At 46.9% G+C, this 26,845-nt stretch carries 30 protein-coding genes; 2 read left to right on the plus strand and 28 right to left on the minus strand.

Annotation, left to right across the window (positions count from 1 at the left end):
- Positions 1–23: 23 nt before the first annotated feature.
- From MY7_RS16365 to MY7_RS16445, 17 genes are all read right to left on the minus strand, one after another.
- On the minus strand, positions 24–1,310 hold the full coding sequence (locus tag MY7_RS16365) for a Glu/Leu/Phe/Val family dehydrogenase (protein ID WP_007614496.1): 1,287 nt from the start codon (positions 1,308–1,310) through the stop codon (positions 24–26).
- Between the two features lie 232 nt (positions 1,311–1,542).
- Positions 1,543–2,478, minus strand: a complete 936-nt coding sequence (locus MY7_RS16370; RefSeq protein WP_007614498.1) for a sensor histidine kinase — start codon at positions 2,476–2,478, stop codon at positions 1,543–1,545.
- A complete protein-coding gene (locus MY7_RS16375; RefSeq protein ID WP_007614500.1) occupies positions 2,479–3,177 on the minus strand; it encodes a response regulator transcription factor in 699 nt (232 codons plus the stop codon).
- 191 nt (positions 3,178–3,368) lie between these two features.
- The gene (locus MY7_RS16380; RefSeq protein ID WP_007614502.1) at positions 3,369–3,986 is read right to left on the minus strand and encodes a DUF4097 family beta strand repeat-containing protein; all 618 of its coding nucleotides are present in this window, start codon (positions 3,984–3,986) and stop codon (positions 3,369–3,371) included.
- Between the two features lie 255 nt (positions 3,987–4,241).
- Positions 4,242–4,946, minus strand: a complete 705-nt coding sequence (locus MY7_RS16385) for an ABC transporter permease (protein WP_007614508.1) — start codon at positions 4,944–4,946, stop codon at positions 4,242–4,244.
- A gap of 64 nt (positions 4,947–5,010) precedes the next feature.
- Positions 5,011–5,937, minus strand: coding sequence for an ABC transporter ATP-binding protein (locus tag MY7_RS16390; RefSeq protein ID WP_029325741.1), 927 nt, complete (start codon positions 5,935–5,937; stop codon positions 5,011–5,013).
- Positions 5,938–6,288: 351 nt separating this feature from the next.
- Positions 6,289–6,744: a dTDP-4-dehydrorhamnose 3,5-epimerase family protein gene (locus tag MY7_RS16395; protein ID WP_003150986.1), complete on the minus strand. Its 456-nt coding sequence runs from the start codon at positions 6,742–6,744 to the stop codon at positions 6,289–6,291.
- Positions 6,741–7,589, minus strand: a complete 849-nt coding sequence (gene rfbD, locus MY7_RS16400) for a dTDP-4-dehydrorhamnose reductase (RefSeq protein ID WP_007614520.1) — start codon at positions 7,587–7,589, stop codon at positions 6,741–6,743. The genes MY7_RS16395 and rfbD overlap by 4 nt, the downstream gene beginning before the upstream one ends.
- A 20-nt stretch (positions 7,590–7,609) precedes the next feature.
- Positions 7,610–8,557 (minus strand): dTDP-glucose 4,6-dehydratase, encoded by a 948-nt coding sequence (gene rfbB, locus MY7_RS16405; RefSeq protein ID WP_007614523.1) that lies wholly within the window; start codon positions 8,555–8,557, stop codon positions 7,610–7,612.
- 2 nt (positions 8,558–8,559) lie between these two features.
- Positions 8,560–9,297 carry a sugar phosphate nucleotidyltransferase gene (locus MY7_RS16410; RefSeq protein WP_003150981.1) on the minus strand — a complete coding sequence of 246 codons (738 nt, stop codon included), beginning with the start codon at positions 9,295–9,297 and terminating at the stop codon, positions 8,560–8,562.
- 27 nt (positions 9,298–9,324) lie between these two features.
- Positions 9,325–10,329 (minus strand): PseG/SpsG family protein, encoded by a 1,005-nt coding sequence (locus tag MY7_RS16415; protein ID WP_007614524.1) that lies wholly within the window; start codon positions 10,327–10,329, stop codon positions 9,325–9,327.
- A 1-nt stretch (position 10,330) separates the two neighbouring features.
- Positions 10,331–11,071, minus strand: a complete 741-nt coding sequence (locus MY7_RS16420) for a cytidylyltransferase domain-containing protein (protein ID WP_029325742.1) — start codon at positions 11,069–11,071, stop codon at positions 10,331–10,333.
- Positions 11,064–12,185 carry an N-acetylneuraminate synthase family protein gene (locus MY7_RS16425; protein ID WP_007614529.1) on the minus strand — a complete coding sequence of 374 codons (1,122 nt, stop codon included), beginning with the start codon at positions 12,183–12,185 and terminating at the stop codon, positions 11,064–11,066. The genes MY7_RS16420 and MY7_RS16425 overlap by 8 nt, the downstream gene beginning before the upstream one ends.
- Entirely contained in the window at positions 12,185–13,048 is an 864-nt protein-coding gene (locus tag MY7_RS16430; RefSeq protein ID WP_007614531.1) for a GNAT family N-acetyltransferase, read from the minus strand. Before MY7_RS16430 ends, MY7_RS16425 begins: the two co-directional genes overlap by 1 nt.
- Positions 13,049–14,218 (minus strand): DegT/DnrJ/EryC1/StrS family aminotransferase, encoded by a 1,170-nt coding sequence (locus MY7_RS16435; protein ID WP_007614533.1) that lies wholly within the window; start codon positions 14,216–14,218, stop codon positions 13,049–13,051.
- Positions 14,219–14,240: 22 nt separating this feature from the next.
- Positions 14,241–15,665: a capsular polysaccharide export protein, LipB/KpsS family gene (locus MY7_RS16440; protein WP_007614534.1), complete on the minus strand. Its 1,425-nt coding sequence runs from the start codon at positions 15,663–15,665 to the stop codon at positions 14,241–14,243.
- Between the two features lie 4 nt (positions 15,666–15,669).
- Positions 15,670–16,440 carry a glycosyltransferase family 2 protein gene (locus MY7_RS16445; protein WP_029325743.1) on the minus strand — a complete coding sequence of 257 codons (771 nt, stop codon included), beginning with the start codon at positions 16,438–16,440 and terminating at the stop codon, positions 15,670–15,672.
- A gap of 280 nt (positions 16,441–16,720) precedes the next feature.
- Here MY7_RS16445 and gerQ point away from each other — a divergent pair, with 280 nt between their 5' ends.
- Positions 16,721–17,266, plus strand: coding sequence for a spore coat protein GerQ (gene gerQ, locus MY7_RS16450; protein ID WP_007614539.1), 546 nt, complete (start codon positions 16,721–16,723; stop codon positions 17,264–17,266).
- 46 nt (positions 17,267–17,312) lie between these two features.
- Here gerQ and MY7_RS16455 read toward each other — a convergent pair whose 3' ends face one another.
- The 8 genes from MY7_RS16455 to MY7_RS16490 all read right to left on the minus strand — a co-directional run bounded on the left by MY7_RS16455 (position 17,313) and on the right by MY7_RS16490 (position 22,694).
- Positions 17,313–17,684 (minus strand): DUF423 domain-containing protein, encoded by a 372-nt coding sequence (locus tag MY7_RS16455; protein ID WP_003150969.1) that lies wholly within the window; start codon positions 17,682–17,684, stop codon positions 17,313–17,315.
- A 63-nt stretch (positions 17,685–17,747) separates the two neighbouring features.
- Positions 17,748–19,067: a purine/pyrimidine permease gene (locus MY7_RS16460; protein ID WP_021494757.1), complete on the minus strand. Its 1,320-nt coding sequence runs from the start codon at positions 19,065–19,067 to the stop codon at positions 17,748–17,750.
- Between the two features lie 18 nt (positions 19,068–19,085).
- On the minus strand, positions 19,086–19,412 hold the full coding sequence (locus MY7_RS16465; protein ID WP_228767507.1) for a YwdI family protein: 327 nt from the start codon (positions 19,410–19,412) through the stop codon (positions 19,086–19,088).
- Between the two features lie 154 nt (positions 19,413–19,566).
- On the minus strand, positions 19,567–20,250 hold the full coding sequence (locus tag MY7_RS16470) for a uracil-DNA glycosylase (protein ID WP_029325744.1): 684 nt from the start codon (positions 20,248–20,250) through the stop codon (positions 19,567–19,569).
- Between the two features lie 14 nt (positions 20,251–20,264).
- Positions 20,265–21,071, minus strand: coding sequence for a glycosyltransferase family 2 protein (locus tag MY7_RS16475; RefSeq protein ID WP_029325745.1), 807 nt, complete (start codon positions 21,069–21,071; stop codon positions 20,265–20,267).
- 84 nt (positions 21,072–21,155) lie between these two features.
- Positions 21,156–21,683 (minus strand): hypothetical protein, encoded by a 528-nt coding sequence (locus MY7_RS16480; RefSeq protein ID WP_029325746.1) that lies wholly within the window; start codon positions 21,681–21,683, stop codon positions 21,156–21,158.
- A gap of 44 nt (positions 21,684–21,727) precedes the next feature.
- Positions 21,728–22,363 (minus strand): permease prefix domain 1-containing protein, encoded by a 636-nt coding sequence (locus tag MY7_RS16485; protein WP_007614549.1) that lies wholly within the window; start codon positions 22,361–22,363, stop codon positions 21,728–21,730.
- Complete coding sequence (locus tag MY7_RS16490) at positions 22,356–22,694, minus strand: PadR family transcriptional regulator (protein WP_007614551.1); 339 nt, start codon at positions 22,692–22,694, stop codon at positions 22,356–22,358. Before MY7_RS16490 ends, MY7_RS16485 begins: the two co-directional genes overlap by 8 nt.
- 149 nt (positions 22,695–22,843) lie before the next feature.
- Between MY7_RS16490 and MY7_RS16495 the strand changes: the two genes are divergently transcribed.
- Positions 22,844–23,656: a bifunctional hydroxymethylpyrimidine kinase/phosphomethylpyrimidine kinase gene (locus MY7_RS16495; protein WP_003150959.1), complete on the plus strand. Its 813-nt coding sequence runs from the start codon at positions 22,844–22,846 to the stop codon at positions 23,654–23,656.
- Positions 23,657–23,686: 30 nt separating this feature from the next.
- Here the strand turns inward: MY7_RS16495 and MY7_RS16500 are convergent, their stop codons facing one another.
- The 3 genes from MY7_RS16500 to MY7_RS16510 form a co-directional block, all read right to left on the minus strand.
- Positions 23,687–23,962 carry a hypothetical protein gene (locus MY7_RS16500; RefSeq protein ID WP_042635591.1) on the minus strand — a complete coding sequence of 92 codons (276 nt, stop codon included), beginning with the start codon at positions 23,960–23,962 and terminating at the stop codon, positions 23,687–23,689.
- A 63-nt stretch (positions 23,963–24,025) separates the two neighbouring features.
- Complete coding sequence (locus MY7_RS16505) at positions 24,026–25,465, minus strand: sucrose-6-phosphate hydrolase (protein WP_007614555.1); 1,440 nt, start codon at positions 25,463–25,465, stop codon at positions 24,026–24,028.
- Positions 25,462–26,844, minus strand: coding sequence for a sucrose-specific PTS transporter subunit IIBC (locus MY7_RS16510; RefSeq protein WP_007614557.1), 1,383 nt, complete (start codon positions 26,842–26,844; stop codon positions 25,462–25,464). The genes MY7_RS16505 and MY7_RS16510 overlap by 4 nt, the downstream gene beginning before the upstream one ends.
- Between the last annotated feature and the right edge of the window lies 1 nt (position 26,845).

The following is a 26,845-nucleotide window of genomic DNA, read 5'->3' on the forward strand; positions in this document are numbered from 1 at the left end:
CAAAATCTCTTTGCGGATAACACTTATACCCAGCCGCGGAACCGGGCCGCTTCAGCCGACTTTCTGATGCCCGTCATATAGGCGGCCAAACGCATATCGACTTTGTGTGTATGCGCTGTCTGATAAATGGATTCAAACGAATTCACCATGACGCTGCGCAGTTTTCCGGCGACTTCCTCCTCAGACCAGTAAAAGCCTTGATTATTTTGCACCCATTCAAAATAAGACACCGTCACGCCGCCGGCGCTTGCCAAAATATCCGGCACGAGAAGTACGCCTCTTTCATTCAGGATTTTCGTGGCGTCTATCGTTGTCGGCCCGTTCGCCGCCTCCACAATGATTGAAGCTTTAATGTGATGGGCGTTTTCAGCCGTAATCTGATTGGAGATTGCGGCAGGCACGAGAATATCACAGTCCTTTTCCAGCAGCTCCCGGTTCGTTATGACATCCGAGAAGAGATTCGTCACCGTGCCGAAGCTGTCCCGCTTATCCAGCAGGTAATCAATGTCAAGGCCGTCAGGATCATACAAAGCGCCGTGGGCGTCTGAGATGCCGATCACCTTGGCGCCGGCGTCATGCATAAATTTAGCGAGAAAGCTCCCCGCATTTCCGAACCCCTGAATGATGATCCGCGCATTTTCCAATGGAATCCCTTTTTTCTTAACGGCTTCCTCAATACAAATCGTGACGCCTTGCGCGGTCGCTGTCTCCCGCCCATGTGAACCGCCGAGAACGATCGGTTTGCCCGTAATGAATCCCGGTGAATCAAATTCTCTCAGGCGGCTGTATTCGTCCATCATCCATGCCATAATCTGTGAGTTGGTATATACGTCGGGAGCCGGAATATCCTTTGTCGGACCGACGATCTGGCTGATCGCACGCACATATCCGCGGCTCAGCCGTTCCAGCTCTCCGAATGACATCGTCCGCGGATCACAGATGATGCCGCCTTTTCCGCCCCCGTAAGGAAGATTTGTGATGCCGCATTTTAAAGTCATCCAGATGGAAAGCGCCTTGACCTCTTCTTCACTGACTTCCGGGTGAAACCGCACGCCCCCTTTTGTCGGGCCGACTGCGTCATTATGCTGTGAGCGGTAGCCCGTAAAAACCTGTACTGAACCATTGTCCATTTTGACGGGGATGCGGACGGTTAAAAGCCGCATCGGCTCTTTCATCAGTTCATACATATTGTCAGGATAGCCCAGTTTGCGCAGGGCTTCTTTTATGATCGATTGTGTTGACAAGAACAAATTAAGAACTTCTTTTTCTTCATCTTTCTGATTGCTTTTAGAAAGCGGGTTGGCTGACATGTTTTATCACCTCATCGTATTTTACGTGTAAGCTTCAATTACCGGCAGAACAAAATGTAAGCGCTTTTACACCAAAACCCATCAATCCCTTTCACATTGTCGTTACGCCCCTTTTTATATGCAAGATTCATGCCAGCCTTTTGCGTATAAAAAAAAGAGACTGTTGTCAGCCTCTCAGATTAAAGAGAAAGGGGATTTGAAGACGTATATAGAAGAAACCTCACTGCTTTTATTAAAATTTAATACGTCTTAAACGTACAGAAAACGTTGTTTCTTTGAAGGGGACACTATTTAGAGATATACTTCCTTCCATTTGCTCTACTAATCTCTTAGTAATCGTCAGCCCCAATCCGCTTCCCTGATAATTGGTATTTCTCGAGTCCTCCAATGTGTACATTCGTTCAAAGACACGGTCCTTATGCATTTCATTTATTCCTTTTCCTTTATCTGATATTTCTACAAAAACATAATTATCAGTTATTCTGATCTTTAAACCCACCATCTTACCATCGGAACCATATTGAATTGCATTCGTAATTAAATTATTCAGAACCCTCTCAATTGCCTCTTCATCTCCGCTAACAAAGATAGAATCATCGGGTATATCAATCACTACTTCAAATTCTTTGCTGATTAAAATTTCGTAGTAATCCAAAATTATTTTTCGGCTGACTTCACATATGTCAATTCGTGAAGAATTTAATTTTTTATCTCCTGACTCTAATTTTACAAGTTCAAAAAAACGGTTTATTAACGCTAATACCTCGACCGTTTTTAAATTAACTGTTTTTAGTAAACTCATAACCTTTTCCGAAGTCAGACTTTTATCGTTATTTATAATTTCAATATAACCTAGTATAACTGTTAAAGGCGTCTTTAAATCGTGTGAAATATTTGATAACATTTTTCGCATGGACAGTTCAATACTATTGTAGTTCCCTTTGATCTTTTGATTATGGTCTAAAAGACGGTTTATTTGAATTAACAAGGATTTTATATATTTATCTTCCGTGTTAAGCAATAATCTTTCGCCTGTCTCTTCATTAACAACTTTTCGAAGTTTATTTCTTATATATTTAATCTCAGTCCTTAGATTTAATCGGCTTCGGAAAAGAAATATATTTACTGCTGCAGAGCATATGAATAAAATAACCACTAGATAAAACATTCAAAAATCTCCCAACTTATAACCGATTCCCCACAAAGTTTTTATGTACATTGGATGAGATGGATCGTCCTCAATTTTCTCTCTGAGCCGTCTAATATGAACATTAATTACATTCTCATCTCCATGATACTCATCTTCCCATACGGATTTATAAAGTTGAGACTTAGTATATACTTGTGAAGGATTAGAAATAAAGAGTTTTAAAATATTAAATTCTTTTGCCGTGAGATTAATCTTTTCATTGAATTTTTTAACAGAAAAGCCATGCAGGTCAACACTTAAATCACCTATTTTAATGATTTTTTCTTCCTTTGAAGACAGGGAGCTCTTATAGTGTCTTTCTCTTCTAATGGTTGCTTTAATTCTGGCTATTACCTCCAGCATAGAAAAAGGTTTAGAAATATAATCATCAGCCCCGAGGCCGAGACCAAGTGCCTTATCTACATCTTCATCTTTTGCAGACATGATTAGAACGGGAACCATACTTTTGGAACGAATCATTCTTAAACATTCCATCCCATCTATCTTCGGAAGCATTAAATCCAACAATATAACCTCAAACTTTTGGTTGTTCAATATGTCTAAAGCTTCTTCACCATCAAAAGCTGCTGTTACTTCAAACCCTTCTTTCGTTAAGCTTTCGCTTACCATATCGCTTATGAATTGGTCGTCTTCTACAATTAATATTTTGTAACCCAAGCTTTCCGCTCCTTTAATATAAAACAGATATTCTTAATTCACTGTTTATTTCAATCATTATACAGATAATTAATCTCATTATAATTATTTTTTATACAAAAGGAGATAAATATTCCAAAACATTTTAAATACAAACAAATAAGACAACCATTCTTCAATAGCGGGAATTGTTGTCTTGTGTTTTTCTCTTTTTATCTCACCTTTATCGATCCATCTTCACTAGATAGACTTACTTTATTACTTCCCGCGCCAATTTCACCTTTTTTCAGTTTTACGCCATCATGGCTCTTATTAAGCCCATCTAGATCAAACGTTACATCAGAATTACTCTGAGCAAAAACAGCAAGTGAAGTTGGCGCTTTTTTATAAGATACACCTATATCTCCTGATTTCGTATTTACTGATAAAGATTTTCCTTCTGTTATGTCCTTGATTGAAACCGCTCCATCTTTAGAAGTAACCTTTACATTGGAACTATGTATTTCCTTCATCTCGTTATCGCCGCTTGCAGATGTTATATTTAATTTCTCAAAAGAACTATTTTCAACGCTTAACGCCCCATCCTTGGATGAAAACTTTCCAGTATGAGCCGAAACATTATTGATTTTTTCATCACCGGAATGATTATCAACGACAATATTTTCAGCTGAAATTTCACTTAATTGTATATTCCCATCTTTATTGGTTATTTCAATATTGTTCATACCTGAATCGGGAACATTAATATAGATTGTGCCGCCCTGCTTCCCAAAAGTAAATCCATCCAAAAAGCCGCCATTCTTTTGTTCTTTTTGACTAACGACCCCCATCTCCTTGAAATGTAACTGGAGCCTTATCTTTCTGCTTCCCCTCAGCAGATATTGTTACCTTATTTGAATTACTCTTTTTAAACTTCACATCCCATGAGTCAGTATATACTTTTAAAGTATCAATTTTTTCAACATTGTAGGACACGTTCTAAAGTTTTTTGTATCTGTCTTATAAAGGCTTAAAACAATTCCGCCGATTACGATTAACACTGCACATGATGCTATAATCTTTCATTGTATAATTTCTCCTTTTATCTACAATAAATCTTTCTGATCCACCTTACGGTAAGAAAGATAACCCACTAAAAAACCAAATAAACAAAGTATAATTGGAATGATAATAAATTGACTTAAACTGACTGTTTCTCCTCCGTCGGAAACTGTTGCATTGATAAAGACCCCGATTATGACAGCCCAAGTGATTGTAGCAGAAGTTGATTTTTTTCTCATGCCGAAAAATAAAGGAATCAGACTCACTCCTCCCATCATAAAAGCGGTGAGAAGAGTCGATGGCATAGCGGAAATAACTTCACTCATTTCAACAGGCTTCTCGAATAAATATAAGTGCGGACTCACGAAGAGAATTAACAAGTTAATAACAAACGTAGCAATAACAATACTTACAAAGCAGAATAGGAAGACAATAGATAGTTTAGCTTGCATTATTTTTTTTCTTTGTAAAGGATAAGTAAACAGCAATTGTATTGTTTTATTTTTATATTCATCAATAACTAAACGGGATAAAATCACAGCAGAAAAACTAATAAACACAATTCTAATTAAAATATTAGTTAGAGATATAAAATCTGCATAATCACGAAACATAAGTTCATTTTCATTTTTAGATTCCCATCCCATAAAAGCCACTAAGGCAAAGATGATGAATATCCAAAGTGCCACCCATTTAAAATACTGTGATAAGTGATGTTTTTTGTACTCTAATTTCATAAGTTTTAACATGCTAATAGCCTCCAGCTGAAGAATTTAAGACAATGCAAATAGGTGCATAACACAGACGGGCAATCTATCTAGTGTGTATTCCCTCCCCATTCATAGAATTTAAGAAGTATTCTTCTAAAGAACTGTGTTTTTTATTTATACTTTCTATACCAATGTCATTCAGAATAAGTGCTTTAGAGATTTCTTGTTGTGTAACTGCTGTTTCATAGATACGAATTAATTGTTGATCAATCATTTTAAAATTTCTTATCCCCAGATCTTGTTCTAAAATATATAACGCTTTTTTTATATTTTGGACTTTTACCTCTATATACTCTGTTTGTTTTCCGTTTATACTCTTCATAGAAACTTCTTTTATTAACTTCCCATTCTGTATGATACCAACAGTATCTGACATTTGTTCCATTTCGGCTAAAATGTGACTGGAGACTAATAATGTAATTCCATATTCTCTGCAAAGTAACTTAAAGAGATCCCTCAACTCTTTTATACCTATTGGATCCAGGCCATTAATCGGCTCGTCTAAAATGAGAAGTTCTGGTCTTGTAGAAATAGCTCTGGCTATTCCTAACCTTTGTTTCATTCCTAAAGAAAACTCTTTCACTTTTTTATTATCAATATTATGTAACTTTACAAGCTCGATAGCGTGGTCAATGGATTTTTTATCGTAATAGCCCATATATTCACAATGGAAATCTAAATTTTCTTTAGCAGTGAGGTTGTCATAGAAAATGGGATATTCAATAATGGTGCCCATTCTTTTTAAAACTTCAAATGACGTATCCGTTAATTTCTCACCGAAAATTTCTATTTCACCACTTGTAGGCTTGATTAAATTTGTAATCATTTTCATAATGGTTGTTTTACCTGCACCATTGGGACCCAAGAATCCATAAATCTCCCCTTTTTTCACGTGCATATTAACCCCGGAAACAACTTCTTTTCCTTTAAATGTTTTTGTAAGCTGACTCGTTTTTAAGATGTATGTCATTCGCTTTCCCCTTTCCATATCTACTCCTACTATATAAAGGAAAGTTCTCTTTTCTCTTAAGCAAATATTACTTTTTTCTTAAGATTTTTCTAATTAAATCCTAATCCTATCCCCATTCTATAAATCATTTATTGTTTTTTAGGATGCATGATGTCCATAGGAGAAGAAAGGGAAGATCTCTTAAATTTCAAATCCCTAACTGACCGCCATCTTCCAAGACATTTTTGATGAAATTGTTCTTCAGGCCAGCAATCATGATAGTCGACGGTCGTATCTTATTCACTGGCTCCACTCATATCAAAGTCAACAAAAACACAAAAACGAAGACATCCGCTGTCTTCGTCTTGTGCGCTATCGGTGAGCCGTCTGCCAGTCAAATCCGATGGTGTCATCATTCCACGGGATTCTTTTTTCGTCAGGCTGATCCGGATTGTAGGACATCGTCGTGAAATAAATAATGGTCAGCGGGGTTTCACCCAGCACTCTGTACCCGTGTGCGACGCCTTTGGGAATGAGAAGGAGCATCGGATTGTCTTCTCCCATGTAGTAGACATCCGTTTCTCCCTTGGTTGCCGACTCTTCGCGAAGGTCATGGAGCACGACCTGGGCGTGGCCCGTCGGGAAAAACCACAGGTCATCCTGTTTCTCATGATAGTGAAACGCTTTAATGACGCCGGGATAGCTTTTGGACCAGGAAGCCTGCCCGAAACGCTCTAAGAGATGTTCATCGTCACGGACGAGTTCTGAGAAAAAACCCCGGTCATCGCTGTGTTTGATCAGCTTTTTGATTTTTACGCCTTCGATCACTTGCACTGTCCCTCCCTTTGTAAATAATCCCGCAGCGCTTCCCGCCAATGCCTCATGCCGAGCCCCTGCCGTTCAATCGACTCAAGACTCAACACCGAATAAGCGGGGCGCGGCGTCTCATTTCCGTATTCCTCCGTCGTGACGGGCAGCACGGCGGCGGTTCTGCCGCTTTCTTCAAAAATAGCCTTGGCGAATTCATACCAGCTGCACACTCCGCTGTTTGCGGCGTGGTATAAGCCCGGCGGCCTGTCAAACAGACCGATCACCGTTTCGGCTAAATCTTTTGTATACGTCGGCGCTCCGACTTGATCGTTAACGACACGAACCTGATCATGTGTATCCGCAAGCTTCAGCATCGTATTGACAAAGTTGTGCCCGCCGCTGCCGTACACCCACGATGTTCTGATAATGGTGTGGTTTTTCCCCGTTAACCGGATCAGTTCTTCGCCGAGTTTTTTGCTTTTTCCGTAAATCGTGCCCGGATCTGCGGGATCATCGGTCTGGTATGGCCGTGTTCCTTTGCCGCTGAAGACGTAATCGGTGCTGATGTGAATGAATTTCGCGCCGGTGTTTTCAGCCTCAAGCGCGGCATAATAAGCGCCGATTCCGTTTATTAAATACGCTTTGTCGAGCTCCGTTTCACATTTGTCAACGGAGGTGTATGCCGCCGTATTGACGACGATATCCGGCTTGTAATGGCTGAACGAGTGCCGCACCGAACGCTGGTCGGATATGTTCATCATCGCTTTTGTCAAGGCGATCACTTCATACCCTTCCTGCTTCAGCTGGCGGCATAACTCTCGCCCCAGCTGGCCGGCCGCTCCGGTTACTAATACCTTCGTCAATCGGATCCCCTTCTTTCCGATTAGTCTTGGATGTCTGTATACCAGCGAATGGTTCTTCTCATTCCTTCTTCAAATGTGACGTCCTGCTGCCATCCCAGCTCATTTTTCAGCTTTGTAGCATTGATGGCGTAACGGCGGTCATGCCCTTTTCTGTCTTCGACATGAGCAAACCGTTCCTCGACACCAAGCTCCTTCATGATAAATGACGCAAGCTCTTTATTCGTCCGTTCATTTCCTCCGCCGATATTGTAAATGTCACCGAGTGTTCCTTTTTCCAGCACGAGCTTAATGGCGCGGCAATGATCTTCGGCAAACAGCCAGTCTCTGATCTGCATCCCGTCGCCGTACAGCGGAACCGGCGTGCCGTTTACGGCATGCCTGATAATGGTCGGAATCATTTTCTCGTGATGCTGGTACGGCCCGTAATTGTTGCTGCATCTTGTAATGATGGCAGGAAGCTTATGGGTTCTCACATAAGACATGACGAGCAGGTCTGAGCTTGCCTTGCTGGCCGAATACGGATTGTTCGGAGAAAGCGGCGTCGTCTCTGTAAAAGCGGGATCATCCGGCGCCAAATCTCCGTACACCTCATCTGTGGAAATGTGAATCAGCCTGCCGGCTTTTCCCTGCAACACCGCGTCCGCCAGTCGGTATGTGCCCATCACATTTGTTGTGATGAACGGCTCTGCCTGATTTATGCTTCTGTCCACATGGGATTCAGCCGCAAAATGAATGACAGCGTCATACATTTGGGAAAAGACTTTGTCAATGTCCTCTTTTTTAGAAATGTCACCTTTGATAAAACGGAAACGGCCGTTCTTTTTTAAGGCTTCTATTTCAAGCGGCCTGCTTGCATACGTGAGATTATCCAGGACGGTAATCTGCGCATCTGTTTCTTTCAGCATCATCTTTGTAAAGGTAAGGCCGATAAATCCGGCGCCGCCTGTAATTAAATATGATTTTGGCATGATTAATGCTCCTGTCCTTTCTGTAATGCCTGATGCGCCAGGCTTCCGGCGAGGTAGAGCGATTCATGCGTGCCCGCATCCACCCACCAGCCCGTTAACACATCATACGTCAGCTCACTGTGTTCAATGTATAAATTATTGACATCCGTAATTTCCAGTTCGCCGCGTTTTGAAGGGGAAATTTGTTCAATATAAGAAAACACTTCTGCGTCGTACATGTAGATCCCTGTGACGCATAGTCTGGTCGGCGGCTGCTCCGGCTTTTCAATGATCGACTTGATCCGTTTGTTTTCCTCATCAATCTCGGCGATGCCGAAGCGCTCCGGATCGTCCACTTCTTTCAGCAGCACTTTTGCTCCTTTTCCCTGCTTTGCGAAACGCTCCGTATAAGGTTTTAATGAATCTTCAAAAATATTATCTCCCAAAAGCAGAACGAACGGATCGCGCCCGGTAAACCGCTTTGCGTATGATAAACCGTCGGAAATACCGGATGCGGCTGGCTGAACCTGATATGTGATTGAGACGCCGAGCTCTTCTCCGGTTTCGAGAAGTTTATGAAATTGCGGAATATATTCTTTTTGCGTAATCAGCAAGATATCTGTAATCCCCGCTTCTTCCAGCTTCATGATCGACCAGTAAATCATCGGATATGGACCGACAGGGAGTAAATGCTTATTGACCGCTTTTGTCAGCGGCATAAGGCGTGAGCCGGTGCCTCCGGCTAAGATAACACCTTTCACATGAACACTTCCTTACGTGTGGTTTTATCACAAATCATAAAGAATCGCCGCCGCCCGTTTGATGCCCCTGCCGTCAACCAGCGGCTTTCCGTTTTGATGAAGCCCGGTCCGCAGCGGATAATCAGCGGCCATGTCAGACATATGCCGTGCGAGAACGTCCGCTGATATGCATTCACCAAGGCCGAGATGAACGGCGGCCCCCCGTGCGGCGAATTTTCCCGCCGTCTCAGTTTGATGCTCCACTTGAGAAAGTACGATGCAGGGCACACCTGTACAAATGGTTTCATATAAAGTGATCCCGCCGGACACGACGGCCATATCAGCCCTCATGAGAAGCGCGGCCATGTCATTTGTCTGCCTTACCATCTTGGCATAAGGCATTTGTGTAAGATGCGCGCGCAAGTCATCAGCATGAGGCGCGGCGCCGCCCATGACGATGATCACTCGTTTTCGCTGAATGCCGGGGATGCGGCGGCATGCTTCCATCACTTTAAAGACAAGCTTCTTCGGGTCGCTTCCTCCTAATGAAACCAATATGGTCCGGCATTCTTTTCTCAGCTGATAAAGCTGCTTTGCTTTTTCAAAACCCGGATGAAGAATGATATATTCCGGGCCTTCATATACCGCGGCGCTGCCCATTTGAACCGTCCGGCTTTTCAGCCCTCCGTAAATGCCGTTTATAACGGCATCGCATAAATGAATGACATGTTCCCGTTTTTCTTCAAATAAGACGATGCGCGCCGATGAATACTTTTTGATTTCTTCAAACCAGTCACACGGCATATCGAGCAGATCGAATATGAGAAGGTCAGGAGCCTGCCTGTTTATTTCCCGGACAATAAATTCCTTCTGTCCCTTGTCAGGCTTGATGATCACTTCCCATTGATCAGAAGACAGATAAGAAGAAGCCTCTTTATTTGTGTAGAACGTTATTGAGCAATTGTTCTTAATGACACCGGCAAGCAGCTTCATCCGGACCGCGTGCCCCATGCCGATGTCACGGCCCCCGTCCGCGAAAATCAGAACCCGCATGCTAATCAGCCTCTTTTTGCCGGATCATTTGATTAATGGCCCTGAGCTCCGGATCACGATTCAGCAGATGGATCAATTCTTTTGCCGGAATATCAGGACGCGAGCCCGCTTTTACGTACAGCTCGCGGGCCAGCCTGTAGTCCTCTTCGGTATCGACGGTCAGCCGCAAGTGGGGGGCCCGGAGTTCCTGCGGGGGCTCAGGAAAGAGAAGCCGGTACCTCTCAGGAGATTCTCTTATTAAAAGGGTGACATGTTCCTGATATTTGTCCGCCAGCGTTTTGTCGGCATTGATCTCCGTTAAAAGACGCGCGTTAACCGCCTCGCCGCCGATGCCGAGCGGTGTACCGCAAATATACGTGTAGTCTGCGTGCTGATCTAAATGCGATTGAATCAGAAAATCAAGCAGCGAAGGGTCGACAAACGGGTTATCCCCCGTCAGTCTGACTGCGATGTCCGGTTTTACTTGTTCGATGACTTGTGCAAACCGGTCAAGCACGCACTGTTCGCTGCCGCGGTGCACACGGTAGTTCTTGCTGATGCAGTGCGCAGACAGAATGTCGTCGGTCTTGCTGTCAGACGCGGCGACGATCAGATTATCCCGTGATTGATCATAATACGCGCTTTGCCGAACCCTTTTGACAATCATATCGAGGATCGTATACCCGCCGATCGGTTTCAGCACTTTGCGGGGAAGACGCCCGCTTCCCATCCGCGCCTGAATGATAAACAAAATGTCAGTCATCATATGGGCTGCCTTTCGTCAAAAGGTCATCCCAAGTGATGCCCGTGTCGGCGGGGATATCCCTGACCGCACGCGCGCCGTCAGTTAAAAGCTCAAAATATCTCGGGTGGAGCCCCTGCGGTTTTTGGCCGGGACGAAGGACGGCAAGGTTTTCAGCCGTAAAACATTCGCCTTTTTGAATCGGCGCTGTTGAAAAAATGCCTCTGTAAGCGAACCTTCTGATATCCCCTTCAATCGGTGTCGTGGTTTTATGGGAGCTTCCCGACAGCACTTCCGGCACCGGAGCGTGATGCCCCTGCCGCAGCTCCGCTTCAACCGAGCGGATCGCCGCAACCATTTCTTTTAATTCATCCGGATTGAGGGCAAAGGAGTGATCAGCACCGGGCAGGTTTTTATCGATCGTAAAATGCTTTTCAATCAGTTTCGCTCCGAGCCTGACCGCCGCGCACGGCACATCATACGGATGGGCGCTGTGATCGGAGAAACCGATCACTGCATCCGGGAATGCGGCGGCAAGCATGGGAATGACGCTCAGATTGCTGTATTCAGGCGGCGCGGGATATTTCGCCACACAATGCATGATCGCAATTTCTGTGTTCCCCTCGCCGGTAATGGTTTGATAAGCCTCCTGAATATCTGAAATATCAGCGCCCGCGGTGGAAAAGATAATCGGTGTCTTCAGTCCCGCGACATATTTCAATAACGGCAGATGATTCAGCTCGTAGGAGGCGATTTTAAAGGCTGAAGGCGAAGTCGCATACAGTAAGTCGGCAGAGCCTTCGTCACAGACCGTGCTTAAAAACAGCACGCCTTTTTTCTTACAATATTCAAGCAGCGGTTCGATCCACTCAGCGGGCATTTCCATTGATTGCACCAAAGAAAAAATAGAAACGTTTTTTCCCGCAGCGGTTTTGTACAAGCCGGGGTCTTTCTGATACATTTTGTCAGCCTGAAACATTTGGAACTTGACCGCGTCCGCCCCGGCCTCACTGGCCGCATCTATCAATTCAAACGCCTGGCTCAGTTTTCCGTCATGATTAATTCCGGCTTCGGCGATGATGAATACGGGCGAACCTTCGCCGATTGACTTCGTTCCGATTTTGCATGATGCCATCAGTCCGCCTCCTTCCCGGGCCACACATGATAGTAGTAATAGGACGCATCCGCTTTAAATCCCATTCTTTCATACAGGCGGATGGCTCTTACATTGTGGAGCTGCGTTCCCGCTGATACAGTCTTATGCTGAAAACGCAATGATTGTTCAATCACGTGCGCCGCTAAATGGAATCCCGCTCCTTTCCCTTCAAATCCCGGCTTTACCGCCATCAGATCAAGGACGAATTCATCGCCTTTAGACAGCCCCTGAACAAAGCCCACGGTCTCTCCCTTATATGTGGCGGCGAATTGTAACGAAGCTCTGCCTTCCGCGTTATTCCGCGCCCACTCTTCAAACAGGCGGTTTGCACTTTCATAGCTGAGATGGGGGTCTTGGTAATACCTGCTTTTTGTAAAGGCGTCGCGGGCCAGCCGTCTGATCGCTTCCGTGTCGCCGGGTCCGGCTTCTGTAATCTCAAATGGCGGCGTGCTGTTATATACACGCACCGGGCTGACGAGTTTGAGCAGACTCCCTACAAAATAAGCGTTCGGAAGCTGCTGAACGACCTGCATCGCGCCGATATCTTCAGCCGGTATTTTAATAAATATAAAATCAGTGCCTGCCGCCCGCCTTGCCGCGTAAAATTCCTGAAACAGCCTTTTGAGCTGTCCGGTGCTGTTTGCGGCTGCAAGCTTCACATTGATGATATTTTTTCGGAACAATTGACTTTCCCACGAAGAGTTTTCATATAAAATCACGCCTTGAAGGCTGTTTTCTTCCAATAAACAGAGCGACGATTCATAGGCTTCCGGCTGGATGCCCTTCTGATGCAGGAAGGCATGAATCATGTCCTGCGCAAGATTTTCCCTCAGTCTGTACACCTAATCAGCCCCTTTGACGATATCCGTAACGGCTGCAATGACGTATTCAACGTCGTCATCTGTCATTGACGGATAAAGAGGGAGTGACACGGTGCGGTGATAATACGCGGCCGCGGCCGGAAAGTCAGTTTCCTTATACCCGTATGTTTTTTGATAATACGGATGGAACGGAACCGGAATAAAATGAACACTTGTGCCGATATTATATTGGTTTTTTAAAGCGGAAATCAGATCGTTCCGGCTGATCCCGGCCTCCTGCTCCTCTATTTGAAGAACATACAGATGCCATGCATGCCGCCCGTCATCACTGACATGCGGGATGGTCAGCCCTTTCATGTGTCTGAAGGCGTCCTGGTAGCGGCTCGCAATGTCAGCTCTTCTTTGCTGCATGCTGTCAATCCGTTTCAGCTGATGAAGCCCAAGCGCTGCCTGAAGATCAAACATATTCATTTTATAGCCGGGCGTTTCGACCTCGTAGTACCAGCTTCCGTTTGAAGAATAGCGGTTCCACGCGCCTTTGCTCATGCCGTGAAGGCTGAGCACCCTGATCTGATCGGCAAGCCCGTCATCGTCCGTCGTCAGCATGCCGCCTTCACCGGTTGCCAGGTTTTTTGTCGCGTAAAAGCTGAATGCCGTCGCATCACCGATTGATCCGATCATTTTCTGTTTATACGTGGTGTACACGGCATGTGCGGCATCCTCTAAGACAAATAACTGATGCTTTTCGGCAATAGCCAGAATCTGATCCATATCACACGACTGGCCGGCGAAATGAACGGGTACAATCGCCTTTGTCCGCGGGGTGACGGCCGCCTCAATTTTTTCAGGGTCCGCATTCAGCGTAAGCGGATCGATGTCAACAAACACCGGAACGGCGCCTGTGTGCACGATTGTATTGGCCGTTGAACTGAACGTGACGGCAGACGTGATGACCTCGTCGCCGGGACCGATCCCTTTCGCTTTCAGGGCCAAAAACAAAGCGGCGGTACATGAGTTCAGCGCGATCGCGTGCTTTGCCCCCGTCCAGGCAGCAAAGGCTTTTTCAAACGCCTCTACTTTCGGTCCCTTTGAAAGCCAGCCCGATTCAAGCGTATCAATAACCTCCTGAATTTCGTCCTTCCCGATCATGGGCAATGAATAGGAAAGAAAAGCTGATCTTTTTTGCACCATTTTCTTTGCGCTCCTATCTTTTTTATGAAGGGTCAACCCGTCTGAAGCTGACTCCGGTTTTTTCCTGAAGCACTTGGCATAAAGCGGCAAGCGAATCCTGAACCGGGTAGTTCGCGGCGACAAAAGCACGGCGCGCCTGTTCCGCTTTTTGATATTCTGCGGGGCTTTCGCATATCCGGATTAATTCCTGAGCGAGTGCCTGCGGGTCCTCAAAGACAAATTCTCCAAGTGAGTGATAATAAGGGTATCTGCGGGTTCCCGCTGATTTTCCGATCAGCACGGGCTTTTGAAACAGCATCGCTTCAAGACCGACCGTTGATGTCTGAGTCACCGCAGCGTCAACATACGGGAGAATGTCATACAGCTCCATCTCTTTTTTGATGATTTTTCCTGCTTTATATTTCCGCAGCACCTGATTGTAAGCATCCAGCTTGTTTTTGCCGATTTCCCACGGATGCGGTTTAATAATGAGCTGCATGTTCTTTTGGCCGGCAAGCTCTTCAAGCACTCCCGTATAAAATTCATCAGAAAACGGCTGCGTGGCGATCAGCACCGTCCGCTGTGACGGGAGAAAAGAAAGTTTGCGGTAAAACGTATCCTGATCTATCGGTTCTCTTGAGAAAATCTCGTCGAAACGGGGATGGCCCGTGATGATGATTTGTTCATCCCTGCAGCCTTTTGCTTTATACCACTCCGCTTCATAAGCCCCGAATACAGCCTGATAGTCCGTAAATACGGGCAGAAACGCTTCATCTCCCATGAGCGCTCCGTGCTGGAGACAGATGCTGACGGCGTTTTTTTTCGCGGACATCAGCGCCAGTACACGGCTGTAAATATCCTCTGTCGTGCCGACTACAACGGCGGAAATCTTCTCGGCCGTAAACAAAATATCAACGGCATCAATCGCTTCAATAAATAATGGAATGTCTTTATACAAACGTTCCTGAAATTCTCTGTTTCCGAAAGCGGGATGGCTGTGAAGCTCTTTTAAAATGGAATGGGCTTTTTCAATATAAGGGACGGGGTTCCCTTTTTGCCCCATTTCCGTCAGCTCCAATTTGCAGATAACGGGCAGCCCGTAATGGTCAGGCAGACTCCATCTGGCCAGTACCGCTGTTTTTGCCGGATCAAACTGCCGATAGTTTCCCTCGGTGAACCGAAGATGATCGAAATGCAGAATGACTTTTCCGTTTACCGGTTTCTCATCTGTTTTCTTAATGTTTTGCCTTTTTTGATCATAATATGGCTGTATACCGGTTTCAGGAATATGCTGATCAGCCGGACCGAAAAGCTCTGGGTTCTGCTCCATGCTCTCCCGAAGCGCCGGACTGATATATTGATAAAAATTACTGATCAATGCGAGCGGGATGTCTTTGTAGCGAAGTGACTGAAACAGGTCAATATACTGCCGGTACAGCACCCAATAGTTCGCTAAGTATGCCGACAAGCCCTCACCCCTTTCCAAGCTTTTTTAATGATTCCCTCAGCTCCCGGCACGTGGTCTGCTGCGGAAGGCTGTTCACAAACTCGTTTTTCTCCGCCGCGAAAAGCTGATAATGGATGGATTGATCGGTAATATAATTGATATCAAGCTCCTCAGAAATCGGGTAAAACGGATAAAAATGATTCACTCTCCAGAAGAAACGGGCGTCACCGATCCGGTAAAACGCGGGGCTTTCATCCCAATAGGAACCGAATGCCGATTTAACCTGTTCCAGCACGGAAAACCGGTGCATGACCGAACAATGGTCAATGGCGCACGGCGCGTTCCACACGATCCGTTCGGCGGGCCTGGCCGTCTCCTTCACCGTCTCTTTCCGCTGATTCAGATGATAGGTTTTGGAACTTGAATACACGACGGCTTTTTCCGGGTCTTCATCAAGCTCTTTCACCATTTTCTCAAGCCGTTCCGGCACATACGTGTTGTCGTCGGTCGCATACGTCACGTACTCGCCCTCCGCCATTTCTATTGCCTGATTAATCAAGGCGGCGTAGCGTGTTTTTTCCGTTCTTTCTTTGACGCCCGATACATCGCTTTGATAAAACCGGACGCGGCCATCCGTGAGAAAAGGACGTATTTCCGCCAATGTCGCTTCATTTGAGTTGTCATCCATAATGAACAGCTCAAAGTCCGTAAACGTCTGAGACAGAATACTTTTAATAGAGCGGGCCACATAGTCACTTTTGTTATAGCTCGTCATGATCACTGACACTTTAGGCAACTCGTCACCCCCTTTTCGCACCTGAAACTACCGCTATCATATGTTCCTTATGCGGAAGATGCGATAGGAATACAGACTATTATGTGAAAAGTCAGCATTGCGCGCACAAAAAAAGCCGGCCCTGATGTCCGGACTTATTGGAGCGTATTTTCTTTTTCCGCATAAATCTTTCTTTGGGCTCATATGGTGGAATAGATAAAAACAGCAGCCGCTCTGTCGGCTGTCTGATACTTTTCAGGAGGTTTCAGCATCAAGAGGTTTTCATCAAAGGAGGAACAATATGAAACCGAAAAAGAATCAATATCAGCAAATGCAAGGGATGGGGATGGGAATGGATATGCAAGGATACCAGCCGCAGCTCGGGCCTAATCCTTATCCGCAGCCTCAGGGCCAAGGATCACAAATGATGCCGATGCAGCAGCAAATGACAATGCCGATGCAGCAAGGCCAGCAGAGCTTCGGCGGGGGGTTCCCCGGTCAGCCGCAGCAGCAGGGCGGCGGCAGCTTTCAAATCCCGTCAGGTCCATCATCGTCACAAAACGTTCCCGGCATGCTGCCGATTGAAGAGTCATACATTGAAAATATTCTGCGGTTGAACCGGGGCAAAACGGCGACGATTTATATGACATTTGAAAACAGCAAAGAATGGAATTCAAAGATTTTCCGCGGTGTGATTCAGGCAGCGGGACGTGACCATATCATCATCAGCGATCCGAAAACGGGCACCCGCTATCTGCTTTTGACCATTTACCTTGATTACATCACGTTTGATGAGGAAATCGCTTATACTTATCCGTACTCCATGTCTTCTTATTCTCCGAGATAAATCAAAAAGCCAATCGCTCACTTGACAGAGGATTGGCTTTTTTTCTTTATAAATATTTGACGGCCGCGACGATAATCATAATCCAAGAGATGATAAACGCCACGCCGCCGAGCGGTGTAATCGCGCCGAGAATGGAAATCTGCGTCACGCTCAATACGTACAGGCTTCCTGAAAACAGAACGATGCCCGCAAACATCAGCCAGCCCGCAACAGAAACACTGCCTGCGCCAGAAAGCTTTTCGGCCAAAAACGCGACAGCCAGAAGACCGAGCGCGTGATACATATGATATTGCACGCCTGTGTGCCACACCTGCAAATATTTATCGGGGATTTTCCCTTCAAGCCCATGCGCGCCGAAAGCGCCCAGCGCCACGGCCAATAAAGCGTTAATCGCACCAAGAATAATAAACACTTTCATCTATTTTTCTCCCGCCTTTTCGTTAAAGTTTCCAATTCAATCATAACCCAACATCGGCAAAATTCAACGTCCGCCGTCCGATGACACGAGATTGTCGGATTTTTTCTTTTTGATAAGCTGGATTCGGTCAATCGCTATCGCCAGCAGCGTCCCGAGCACAAGACCGTTGCTTAAGAGCGAAATCAGTATCGGATGCATTCCCGATAACGCGCTCTCCGGCACAAACATCACACCGACTCCCGTCAGGAGCGCCAGACCGATAATGGAGCGGATTCGTTTTTGCTCCGCTTTCTCATAAGAGTCAAACTCCGTAAAGGCAAGACCCGCCATCGTGGAGAAAACGACGAAGTTTACCGCAAAGCCGACCGGTGAGGGCAGACTCGCAAACGCATTCATAAATAGCGGGATCATACTGATGATCATGACAAATACACTTCCCAAAAGAAACGGCTTTTTCGAAGGAAGCTTCGTCGTCTCAATAAAACCGGCTGCCCCTGAAATCGGCACAGGCGCAATGCCTCCTGACAGTCCGCTCAAAAGGTGGCTGATCGAAGCCGCAAACCCTGCCGGACGCTCACGCCGCTTCCCGACGGTGCCGCCGAATTTTTTCACCGCCGCTTCTACAACCCGGATGCTCGCGAGCATGTTGACAATCAAAAGCACGGTAATGAAGAGTGATGTAATAATCAGGCCGCTGTCAAACACGGGTTTTCCAAACGGAAAAAGAGCCGGCAGCTGAATCACGCGGTCCGGTATTTGAATCGGTTTGGCAGCGCCGAAGACGGCGAATAAGATCCATCCGCCGGCAAGCGAAAGGAGAATCGCATACTGTCTTAAGAACGTAACATTCGATCGGGACATGATGAACATCGCCGCCGTCACAACCATGGCGAGCCCGAATACAAGGCCGTCGACGCTGTTTTTTAAATAGCCGATGCCCAAAAGGCCTTTCACAATCGGCTGACTCAGCTGCATGACCAACAGCAGCAGATACACACCGGTCACAACCGGCGTAAACAGCACGGCCAGCCGTTCAATCACTTTAAAAAGGCTGAACAAAAAGAAAAAGACAGCGCTTAATAACAGCGCCCCTTGCAGCGCCCGCAGCGTCTCGCCGAATGTCGCGAACACCGTGCCAGTCAGTCCGCCGTAAATCGTGTATACGCCCCACCATAAGCCTGCCGGGCTTTCATTAATCGGCAGACGATGTCCCTGGAGACATTGGATGACCGCGGCGACGCCAAGCACAAAAAATGTGCTCTGAATCAATGCGGCAGAATCGGCATGGTTCAAGTGAAATGATTGTGCGATGGCGACAGGAACTACAATCGCAGCCGCAATCATAAATGCCGTCCATTGCAAACCCCCGAGTATCAGTTTCAAGTCAATCAACCTCTCCTGTTAAAAATCGAAAATGGAATCCCCGTTTCCGTCTTCCTCACGTTCGTCTTTCGCTTTTTTCTGATATTGGTTCAGCCCGGCGCTGCCCATCATTTTTTCAAGCAGCAGCGGGTCTGTCGAAGGAGACGCGGAAGGTTTCGGCGCCGCTTTCGGAATCGGATTCTGCACAGGCGCCGGATCGGTGTGCGTCTGAGTGCCGAGCACGACATCACACAGAGAGCGGATGGCGGCCGCGTGCATTTTGACCTCCTCGGTGCGGGTCGCCGTTTTCGCCTGCCTCAGTTCTTCTTCCATCTTCTGAATCAAAGCAGAGATATGTATGTTCATGAGTAAATCCTCCAGCAGTAATTTGTCTTCTTCCTGCATTTTATCAAATTTCTGAGCGAATCGCAGAATTGAGTTTGTTATTTTTTCTGACGGCATATCGCCCTGAACGTCAAAAAGACGCTTCCGCCGGGCGGAAGCGCCTCAAAAAAACCGTTTATTGCGGCAGGTCGGGGATGCACCAATCGATCGGCTGCTCCCCCATTTTTTCAAGGACGGCGTTTGTACGGGAAAACGGTCTGCTCCCGAAAAAACCGTTCCTTGCCGAAAACGGGCTCGGATGAGTCGATTCAATAATAATGTGTTTCGATGTGTCAATGCGCTCTTTTTTCATCTGCGCGTGACGCCCCCACAGGATAAAGACAATCGGCTTCTCTCTTTCATTCACCACATCAATGATGCGGTCAGTGAGCCGCTCCCATCCCTTGCCTTTGTGGGAATTGGCCTGACCGCGGCGAACCGTAAGCACTGTGTTTAACAAAAGCACTCCCTGCTTCGCCCAGCTGACGAGCGATCCGTGGTTCGGTACGGAGCAGCCGATATCGTCCTGAAGCTCTATGAAAATATTTTTCAAAGACGGCGGCTGTCTGACCCCGGACTGAACGGAAAAACTAAGCCCGTGCGCCTGTCCTGGCCCGTGATACGGGTCCTGTCCGAGAATGACCGCTTTTACATCCTCATAGGGCGTATAATGCAAGGCGTTAAAAATATCATGACTGTCTGGATAAATCGTTTGGCTGCTGTATTCTTGTTTCAGCATTTCTCTCAGCTCTTGATAATACGGTTTGTCAAATTCATCTTTCAGCTGATTCCACCAGCTGTCTTTTAAAAGCTGTTTCAAACTGTCCGTCCCCCCTATGAATTTTGCAGTCTTGAATGGACGGGCTTTCCGTCCCACACAATGTCAGTCGGCGCCTCCCGCCTCTTCATGTCCGGCTCTTCAAGAAGAACCGCGAAGTTTTTCGTCGGGAGCTCCCCAAGCCCGTGCTTTTCGCTTAACCGGTCTAAGTACCGCTTCCGTTTGCCGCCGAGATCCGCGGACTGATTGCCGCCTCCCTCAAAAAACGCATATATGACGCTCGCGCAAGGAACACGCTTCACACGGTGCTGTTTCGCGGCGCGCAAATAGAAGTCCCAGTCCCAATAATTATGGACATCCGGATCAAAATACCCTAACGTGTCATGCAGAGAACGCCTGTACATGCTGCCTGACGGAACGTACGTGGAAAATACCCGCATATCCGCATAATCCGCCGTATAGGCGAAAGACTTTCGTGACACCGGGTATCTCGTGCCGCCCCGTTCTTCAAATGACACAATTTCCGCGTCAGAATGGACAAAATCCGCATCAGCAAGTGCAGCCGCCATTCTTTCCAAATGGCCCGGCGTAATGAAATCATCATCATCGCACAGCATGATACAATCACCCGACGCTTTTTTCACACCTGCGTTCCGCGCTTCCACATGTCCGGCATTCTGTTCTAAATCAATAATCTGAATCGGCAGATCGCTGTACAGCTGCTTCGCTTGTTCGACCGATTCCCCGGCATCATTTACAATGATCACTTCATAAGGCTTTATGGTCTGCATGGAAATCGACTCCAGCAGCTCACACAAAGCCGGAATCCGGTTATACGTGACTATGACAATTGATATATTCATGACCCGCTCCTTCTGCTTTTTCTCATGTTCTATTAAAACATAAAGCGGCGGAGAGATCAGGGGGGATTTTTGATTTCTGCCCATTCAGAAACAAATCCAGGTCATGCCCGCCAGCAAAACGAGAATGATCAGAAGGTCTCCCCAAACAGTGCATACCGCCTTGGCATTAAGTCTGCCCGCCTCCATGGCGTTCCAAAGTTTTGATTGATAAACAGGCACCAACACCATTGCATAGCATGTGCACAAACAGACAAAAGCCGGCGGGACAAGCGCACATCCATCCTCATCCCAATCATGAATCAGTTCCGGTATACTCACCCCGCTGTCAATGTACAAGTATAATATACCCGCCGGCGGAATGAGCGAACTGATCTGCAGCTCGAAAAGTTTCACCTTCCACTCACGCGCAAACGAAACGGCCCAAATCCATCCCAGCGCATAAAACAATAGAAGAAGCAAAATACTGAAAACAACAAAAGTAGCGTCTTGCATCCCATTCAGAACCATAATAAAAAGACTCACAACGGGCAATGCAAGAACCAAGCCGCAGGCGGTAAATACGGTAACGGCTATTTGGGCGCACGCGCCGTACATCCACGAACCTAATCTCATTTTAACACCCCTATATAGATTCCCTATGTATATAGTGAAAAAGATCAGGCAAGCCTCTGCCTGCCTGCGTAAAAACCTATTTTGCCGCAAAACGGAAAACATACCGTCACAACGGCGCATACTGCCGCAAAACTCGGTGTGACCGCCGAAGGAAACAGCCCAGCCGGAACCAGATTGAACAAAAAGACAAACATAAAACATAGATTCGGCACCATTGAAGCCCATACCGTCCGCTCAGCAAGCTTTTTGCCGCCAGCCCCGAACTCTTTGCCAGCTTGATAGCCGATTTGGAACCAATACAGCACATAACCGATCATAATCAGCCATACTGACACGGAAATCCCTTTCCACAGCGCGTCAACAGCGGGATGAATCCTCCACGCGTGCATCATCGTAATCATCGCCCCCATCACAAAAAGACCGCAGTTGCAGAACAGATAAAAGAGCATAAAAGTCCGCGCGGGCACCGCCGAAGCTTTTTGAAAAGCAGAGATAATCTCAGACGGAGCCCCCACTTCCCGCAGAATAAGCGCCATCGCTTCGCTTTCGGTTTTTCCTTTTTCCAAATGATCACATATGGCATGATGAATATGGCTTTCGATTTCTTTTAATAATTCACGGCTTCCGGCCTTGCCTTCCAGCCCTTTTCTGATTTCCTGCACATAAAGGTCCTTATCCATTCTGCCCGCCCCGCTTCAGCATCCGGTCCATCAGTGCAGAGAACAGATTCCATTCCTTCGTCCGTTCGGCTAGAATGGTCTTTCCTTCATCGGTGATCCGGTAATATTTTCGGTCCGGCCCTTTGGTCTGCTTTTCCCAGTAAGAAGAAATATAGCTTTGGCGTTCAAGCTTATGAAGCGATGGGTACAGCGTGCCTTCCTTCATTTGCAGTTCATTCCCGCTTCTTTTCTCCATTTCTTTCACAAGTTCATACCCGTACATGGGCCGTTCATTCAGCAGCGTCAGCACCAGAATGACCGTGCTTCCCTTTACAAGCTCCCTGTTGAGCATTTATTTTCTCACCCTTACCTAGTAATCTTATGTAGGTATTGTACGCACATCCCCCGCGGCTGTCAAATCATTCCTCCAAGCCTTCCGTATTGTGATCGGGAGAAAATCTAACTATAATGAGATATAAAACACTGATGGAGGCCATTGATATGTCAATGCACAAAGCACTTACTATTGCCGGTTCTGATTCCAGCGGCGGCGCGGGAATTCAGGCCGATTTAAAAACATTTCAAGAAAAAAACGTATACGGAATGACGGCTTTGACCGTGATCGTAGCGATGGACCCGGAGAACAGCTGGGATCATCAAGTATTTCCGATCGATGCCGATACGATTCGCGCACAGCTGGCGACGATTGTTGACGGAATCGGCGTAGACGCCATGAAAACGGGAATGCTCCCTACCGTGGAGATCATAGAGCTTGCGGCGAAAACGATTAAAGAAAAACAGCTGAAGAATGTCGTTATCGATCCTGTCATGGTCTGCAAAGGAGCGAACGAAGTGCTGTATCCGGAGCATGCCGAAGCGCTTCGCACCCAATTGGCGCCTCTGGCAACCGTCATCACGCCAAACCTGTTTGAAGCAAGCCAGCTGAGCGGTATGGATGAATTAAAAACAGTGGAAGACATGAAAGAAGCGGCCAAGAAAATTCACGAACTCGGCGCGAAATATGTATTGATTACAGGCGGAGGCAAATTGAAACATGAAAAAGCGATCGACGTGCTGTATGACGGAGAAACCGCAGAAGTATTAGAAAGCGAAATGATTGATACACCTTACACGCACGGAGCCGGATGCACATTCTCCGCCGCCGTGACGGCAGAACTGGCCAAAGGCGCTGAAGTGAAGGAAGCCATCTATGCGGCAAAAGAATTTATCACCGCGGCAATCAAAGAATCCTTTCCGCTGAACCAATACATCGGACCGACTAAACATTCGGCGATGCGCCTTAGCGGAAAATAAAATAAATATCCCCCTCATAATCGAGGGGGATTATTTCATTTTTTTCGCGGATGACCGCAAAAACATCTCAATAGACTGCACAAACAGCGCATATTCCTTCATCTGTTCATATGTATGCATTAGCCGATCACTCCATTCATTGTGCGGCTCAGCTCTCTTGAGCATGCGATTCAGCTGAAGCAATACTTCTTTATATTCTTCCCGCTTATCTTCCACTTGCTCTGCGGCTTTGACAAGTAAACATTTCGGCGTCATCTTCTGATTTTTCAAAACTGAGAAAACAACTCCTTTTATTCCTGGAATCATAGGCTTTCGTTTGAAGAATAGCACAGATGGCATAGGTTTCACATAAGAAAAAAGAACGATTTTCTACAAAAGTGTCCAAATTGAGCCATTTATTTCCGTTTTTCCTACCGAAGTGACGGTTACGTCATCATTTCCCGGGAAAGGAAAATATCTGGCGCTGAATACCTCTTCTCCATCATTTAAAAACAATTCAATCGAGGATGCATCCAGAAACAGCTGCACAGAATGCACCTCGCTGATGGCGCAGCTTCTCGTTTCTTTTTCTTCTCCGCTGAAAGCGGTGCGCTCCAGCACAGCTAGCCCCTCTTCCTGATGAAATATAAACCGGGCTGCGCCCCGAATTGAGATTTCAAAACCGGATTCGCAAGTGATGTCTTCCAGCAGCACTTCAGCCCGGGACGCATCTTTCACCGGGAGGCTTACAGACGAGCAATTCAATTGAAGACGGCGCTTTTGTTCATCCGTGCGGCGTGATTTCATTTCCGGGAGCGGGCGCTGTATGATTCTGCCGTTGGACAGTGACAGCTGTCTCGGCATCGTTAAGCAGTGAATCCAGTGATACGCATGTGTCGGATGTTTGTCCTCATGCTGATCCGGAACCCCCATCCACGCGAACAGAATTCTCCGTCCCTTATCATCTTCCAGCGTCTGCGCCGCATAAAAATCAAATCCTCTGTCAAGCTCCGTAAATTCACCATGCTTAAACTCTGGCCGCTCTGTATGCAGCCTGCCGAGGAAATAGCCCGCCTGGTGGCTGTTATGATATTTTATCCCGTCGGCTTCAAGCCCCTGCGGACATACGAGCAGCACGTCGGTTCCGTCAAGGGAAAACAGGTCGGGACATTCCCACATATAGCCGAATGACCCGAGACCGCCGGAGTCCGCCCCCGCAATCGCACCGTGAAACGTCCAATCCGTCAAGTTCTCTGATGTGAACAATACAGCGCTTCCGGTGAGCTTTTCTGTCTGCGCGCCGAGCACCATGTAATACGCTCCGTCTTTCTTCCAAACCTTCGGATCACGGAAATGAGCGGTATAGCCTTCCGGGAGACGCGCGACGACTCCTTTTTTTTCAAATACGATCCCGTCTTCGGATACGGCGAGGCATTGATACGTTTCCCGATTGCCTTCTTCGTCACGGACATTGCCTGTGTACATCAGGCAGAGCCGCCCGTCTTTTTCGATGGCGCTTCCGGAATAACAGCCGTTTTTGTCATACCACTCACCCGGCGCAAGCGCGATTTCTTCCTCTTTCCACTCAACGAAATCCTTCGTCGTCACATGCGCCCAAAATTTCGCGCCATGCCCCGTTTGAAATGGCTGCCATTGAAAAAACAAGTGATATACGCCGTTCCATTGGATCACGCCGTTCGGATCATTTAAAAGCCCGACCGGCGGCATAATATGATAGTGCTGGCGGTATGGATCTGACGCGGCTGTTTCTCCCCGCTTCTTTTTCGCTTCCTCAGCCTGCAGGCGCAGCTCTTGATCCGGTGTCCTCATTTGACGGCCTCCTTTTCTTTAGCTCCCATAATGTAAGCGGCAATAAACGCCGAGACAGAGGCGATGCCCATTCCGATCAGATAGTTTATAAGATTTCCTAAACCGAGCGGAGCCGTGATGGCAATCATCGGAATTCCGGTCAGACCGTAGGCATTGGCGGCGACGCCGGTCACCACGACATAGGCTCCTCCCAGCGCTCCGCCGATCATTCCCGCGATAAACGGCTTACGGTACCTTAGGTTCACACCGAAAATGACTGGTTCGGTTACGCCGAGAAAAGCGGAGAATGCGGCTGGCAGAGCGATTTCTTTCATTTTCGCTTTTTTCGTCAGGAAAAATACAGCCAGTCCCGCCGCACCCTGAGCGACATTCGCCATCGACCAGATAGGAAGGATATAGTTTCTGCCCAAATCAGCGATGAGGCCGGCCTCAATCGCATGAAAGCTGTGATGCACACCGGTAAGCACAATAAGCGGATAAAGACCGCCGAAAAGCAGTCCGGCAACAATTCCCGCATGATCATACACATATGTCAGCGAGACGGTAATGCCTGATCCGATCGCCCTGCCAAGCGGACCGATTGCGATAAAGGTAATAAATCCTGTGACAATCACCGTGACAAACGGCGTGACCAATAAATCGAATGCGTGAGGCACAATTTTTCTCGTGCCCTTTTCCACTTTGCTCATAATGTAAACGGCTAACAGTACGGGGATGACCGTCCCTTGGTAGCCGAGCAGCGCAATGTCGAAGCCGAAGAGCTGCATAAAATCAGGCGATGCATCCGCAAGCCCCCACGGATTCAAAAGCGCCGGATGGATCATAATTCCCCCGAGCACGGCACCGAGATAGGCATTACCGCCAAATTCCTTCGCCGCGCTGAACCCGATGAATACGGGCAGGAAGATAAACGCCGCGCTTGAAAACATGTCTAAAAGCTTAAACAGCGATGATTGTTCAGACACCCAGTGAAAAGCCTTCATCATGCCGAGCAGCCCCATTAAAAGTCCGCTTGCCACGATAGCCGGAATGATGGGAACGAATATGTTAGACAGTGTCTTCGCAAATCTTGCGGCCGGATTCAGCTTTTTTTTCGCTGCGTCCTGATGTGTCTCACGATCCTCCCGCCCCAAATCGGCTTCTTTTGAAAAAGCGTCATACACTTTATTCACGAGGCCGGTGCCGAATATAATTTGATATTGCCCCGAGCTGCTGAAAGCCCCTTTTACGCCTTCTATTTCTTCAATGCCGGCCTGGCTGATCTTCTGTTCATCTTGAATGACGAGCCTGAGCCGCGTCGCGCAATGTGTCGCGCTGATGATATTTGATTCCCCTCCGATATGTTTGATAAGCTGTTTTGCCGTTTCTTGATAATTCATT

Origin of the sequence: Bacillus sp. 5B6 (assembly GCF_000259405.1) — a bacterium.
GTDB lineage: Bacteria > Bacillota > Bacilli > Bacillales > Bacillaceae > Bacillus > Bacillus velezensis.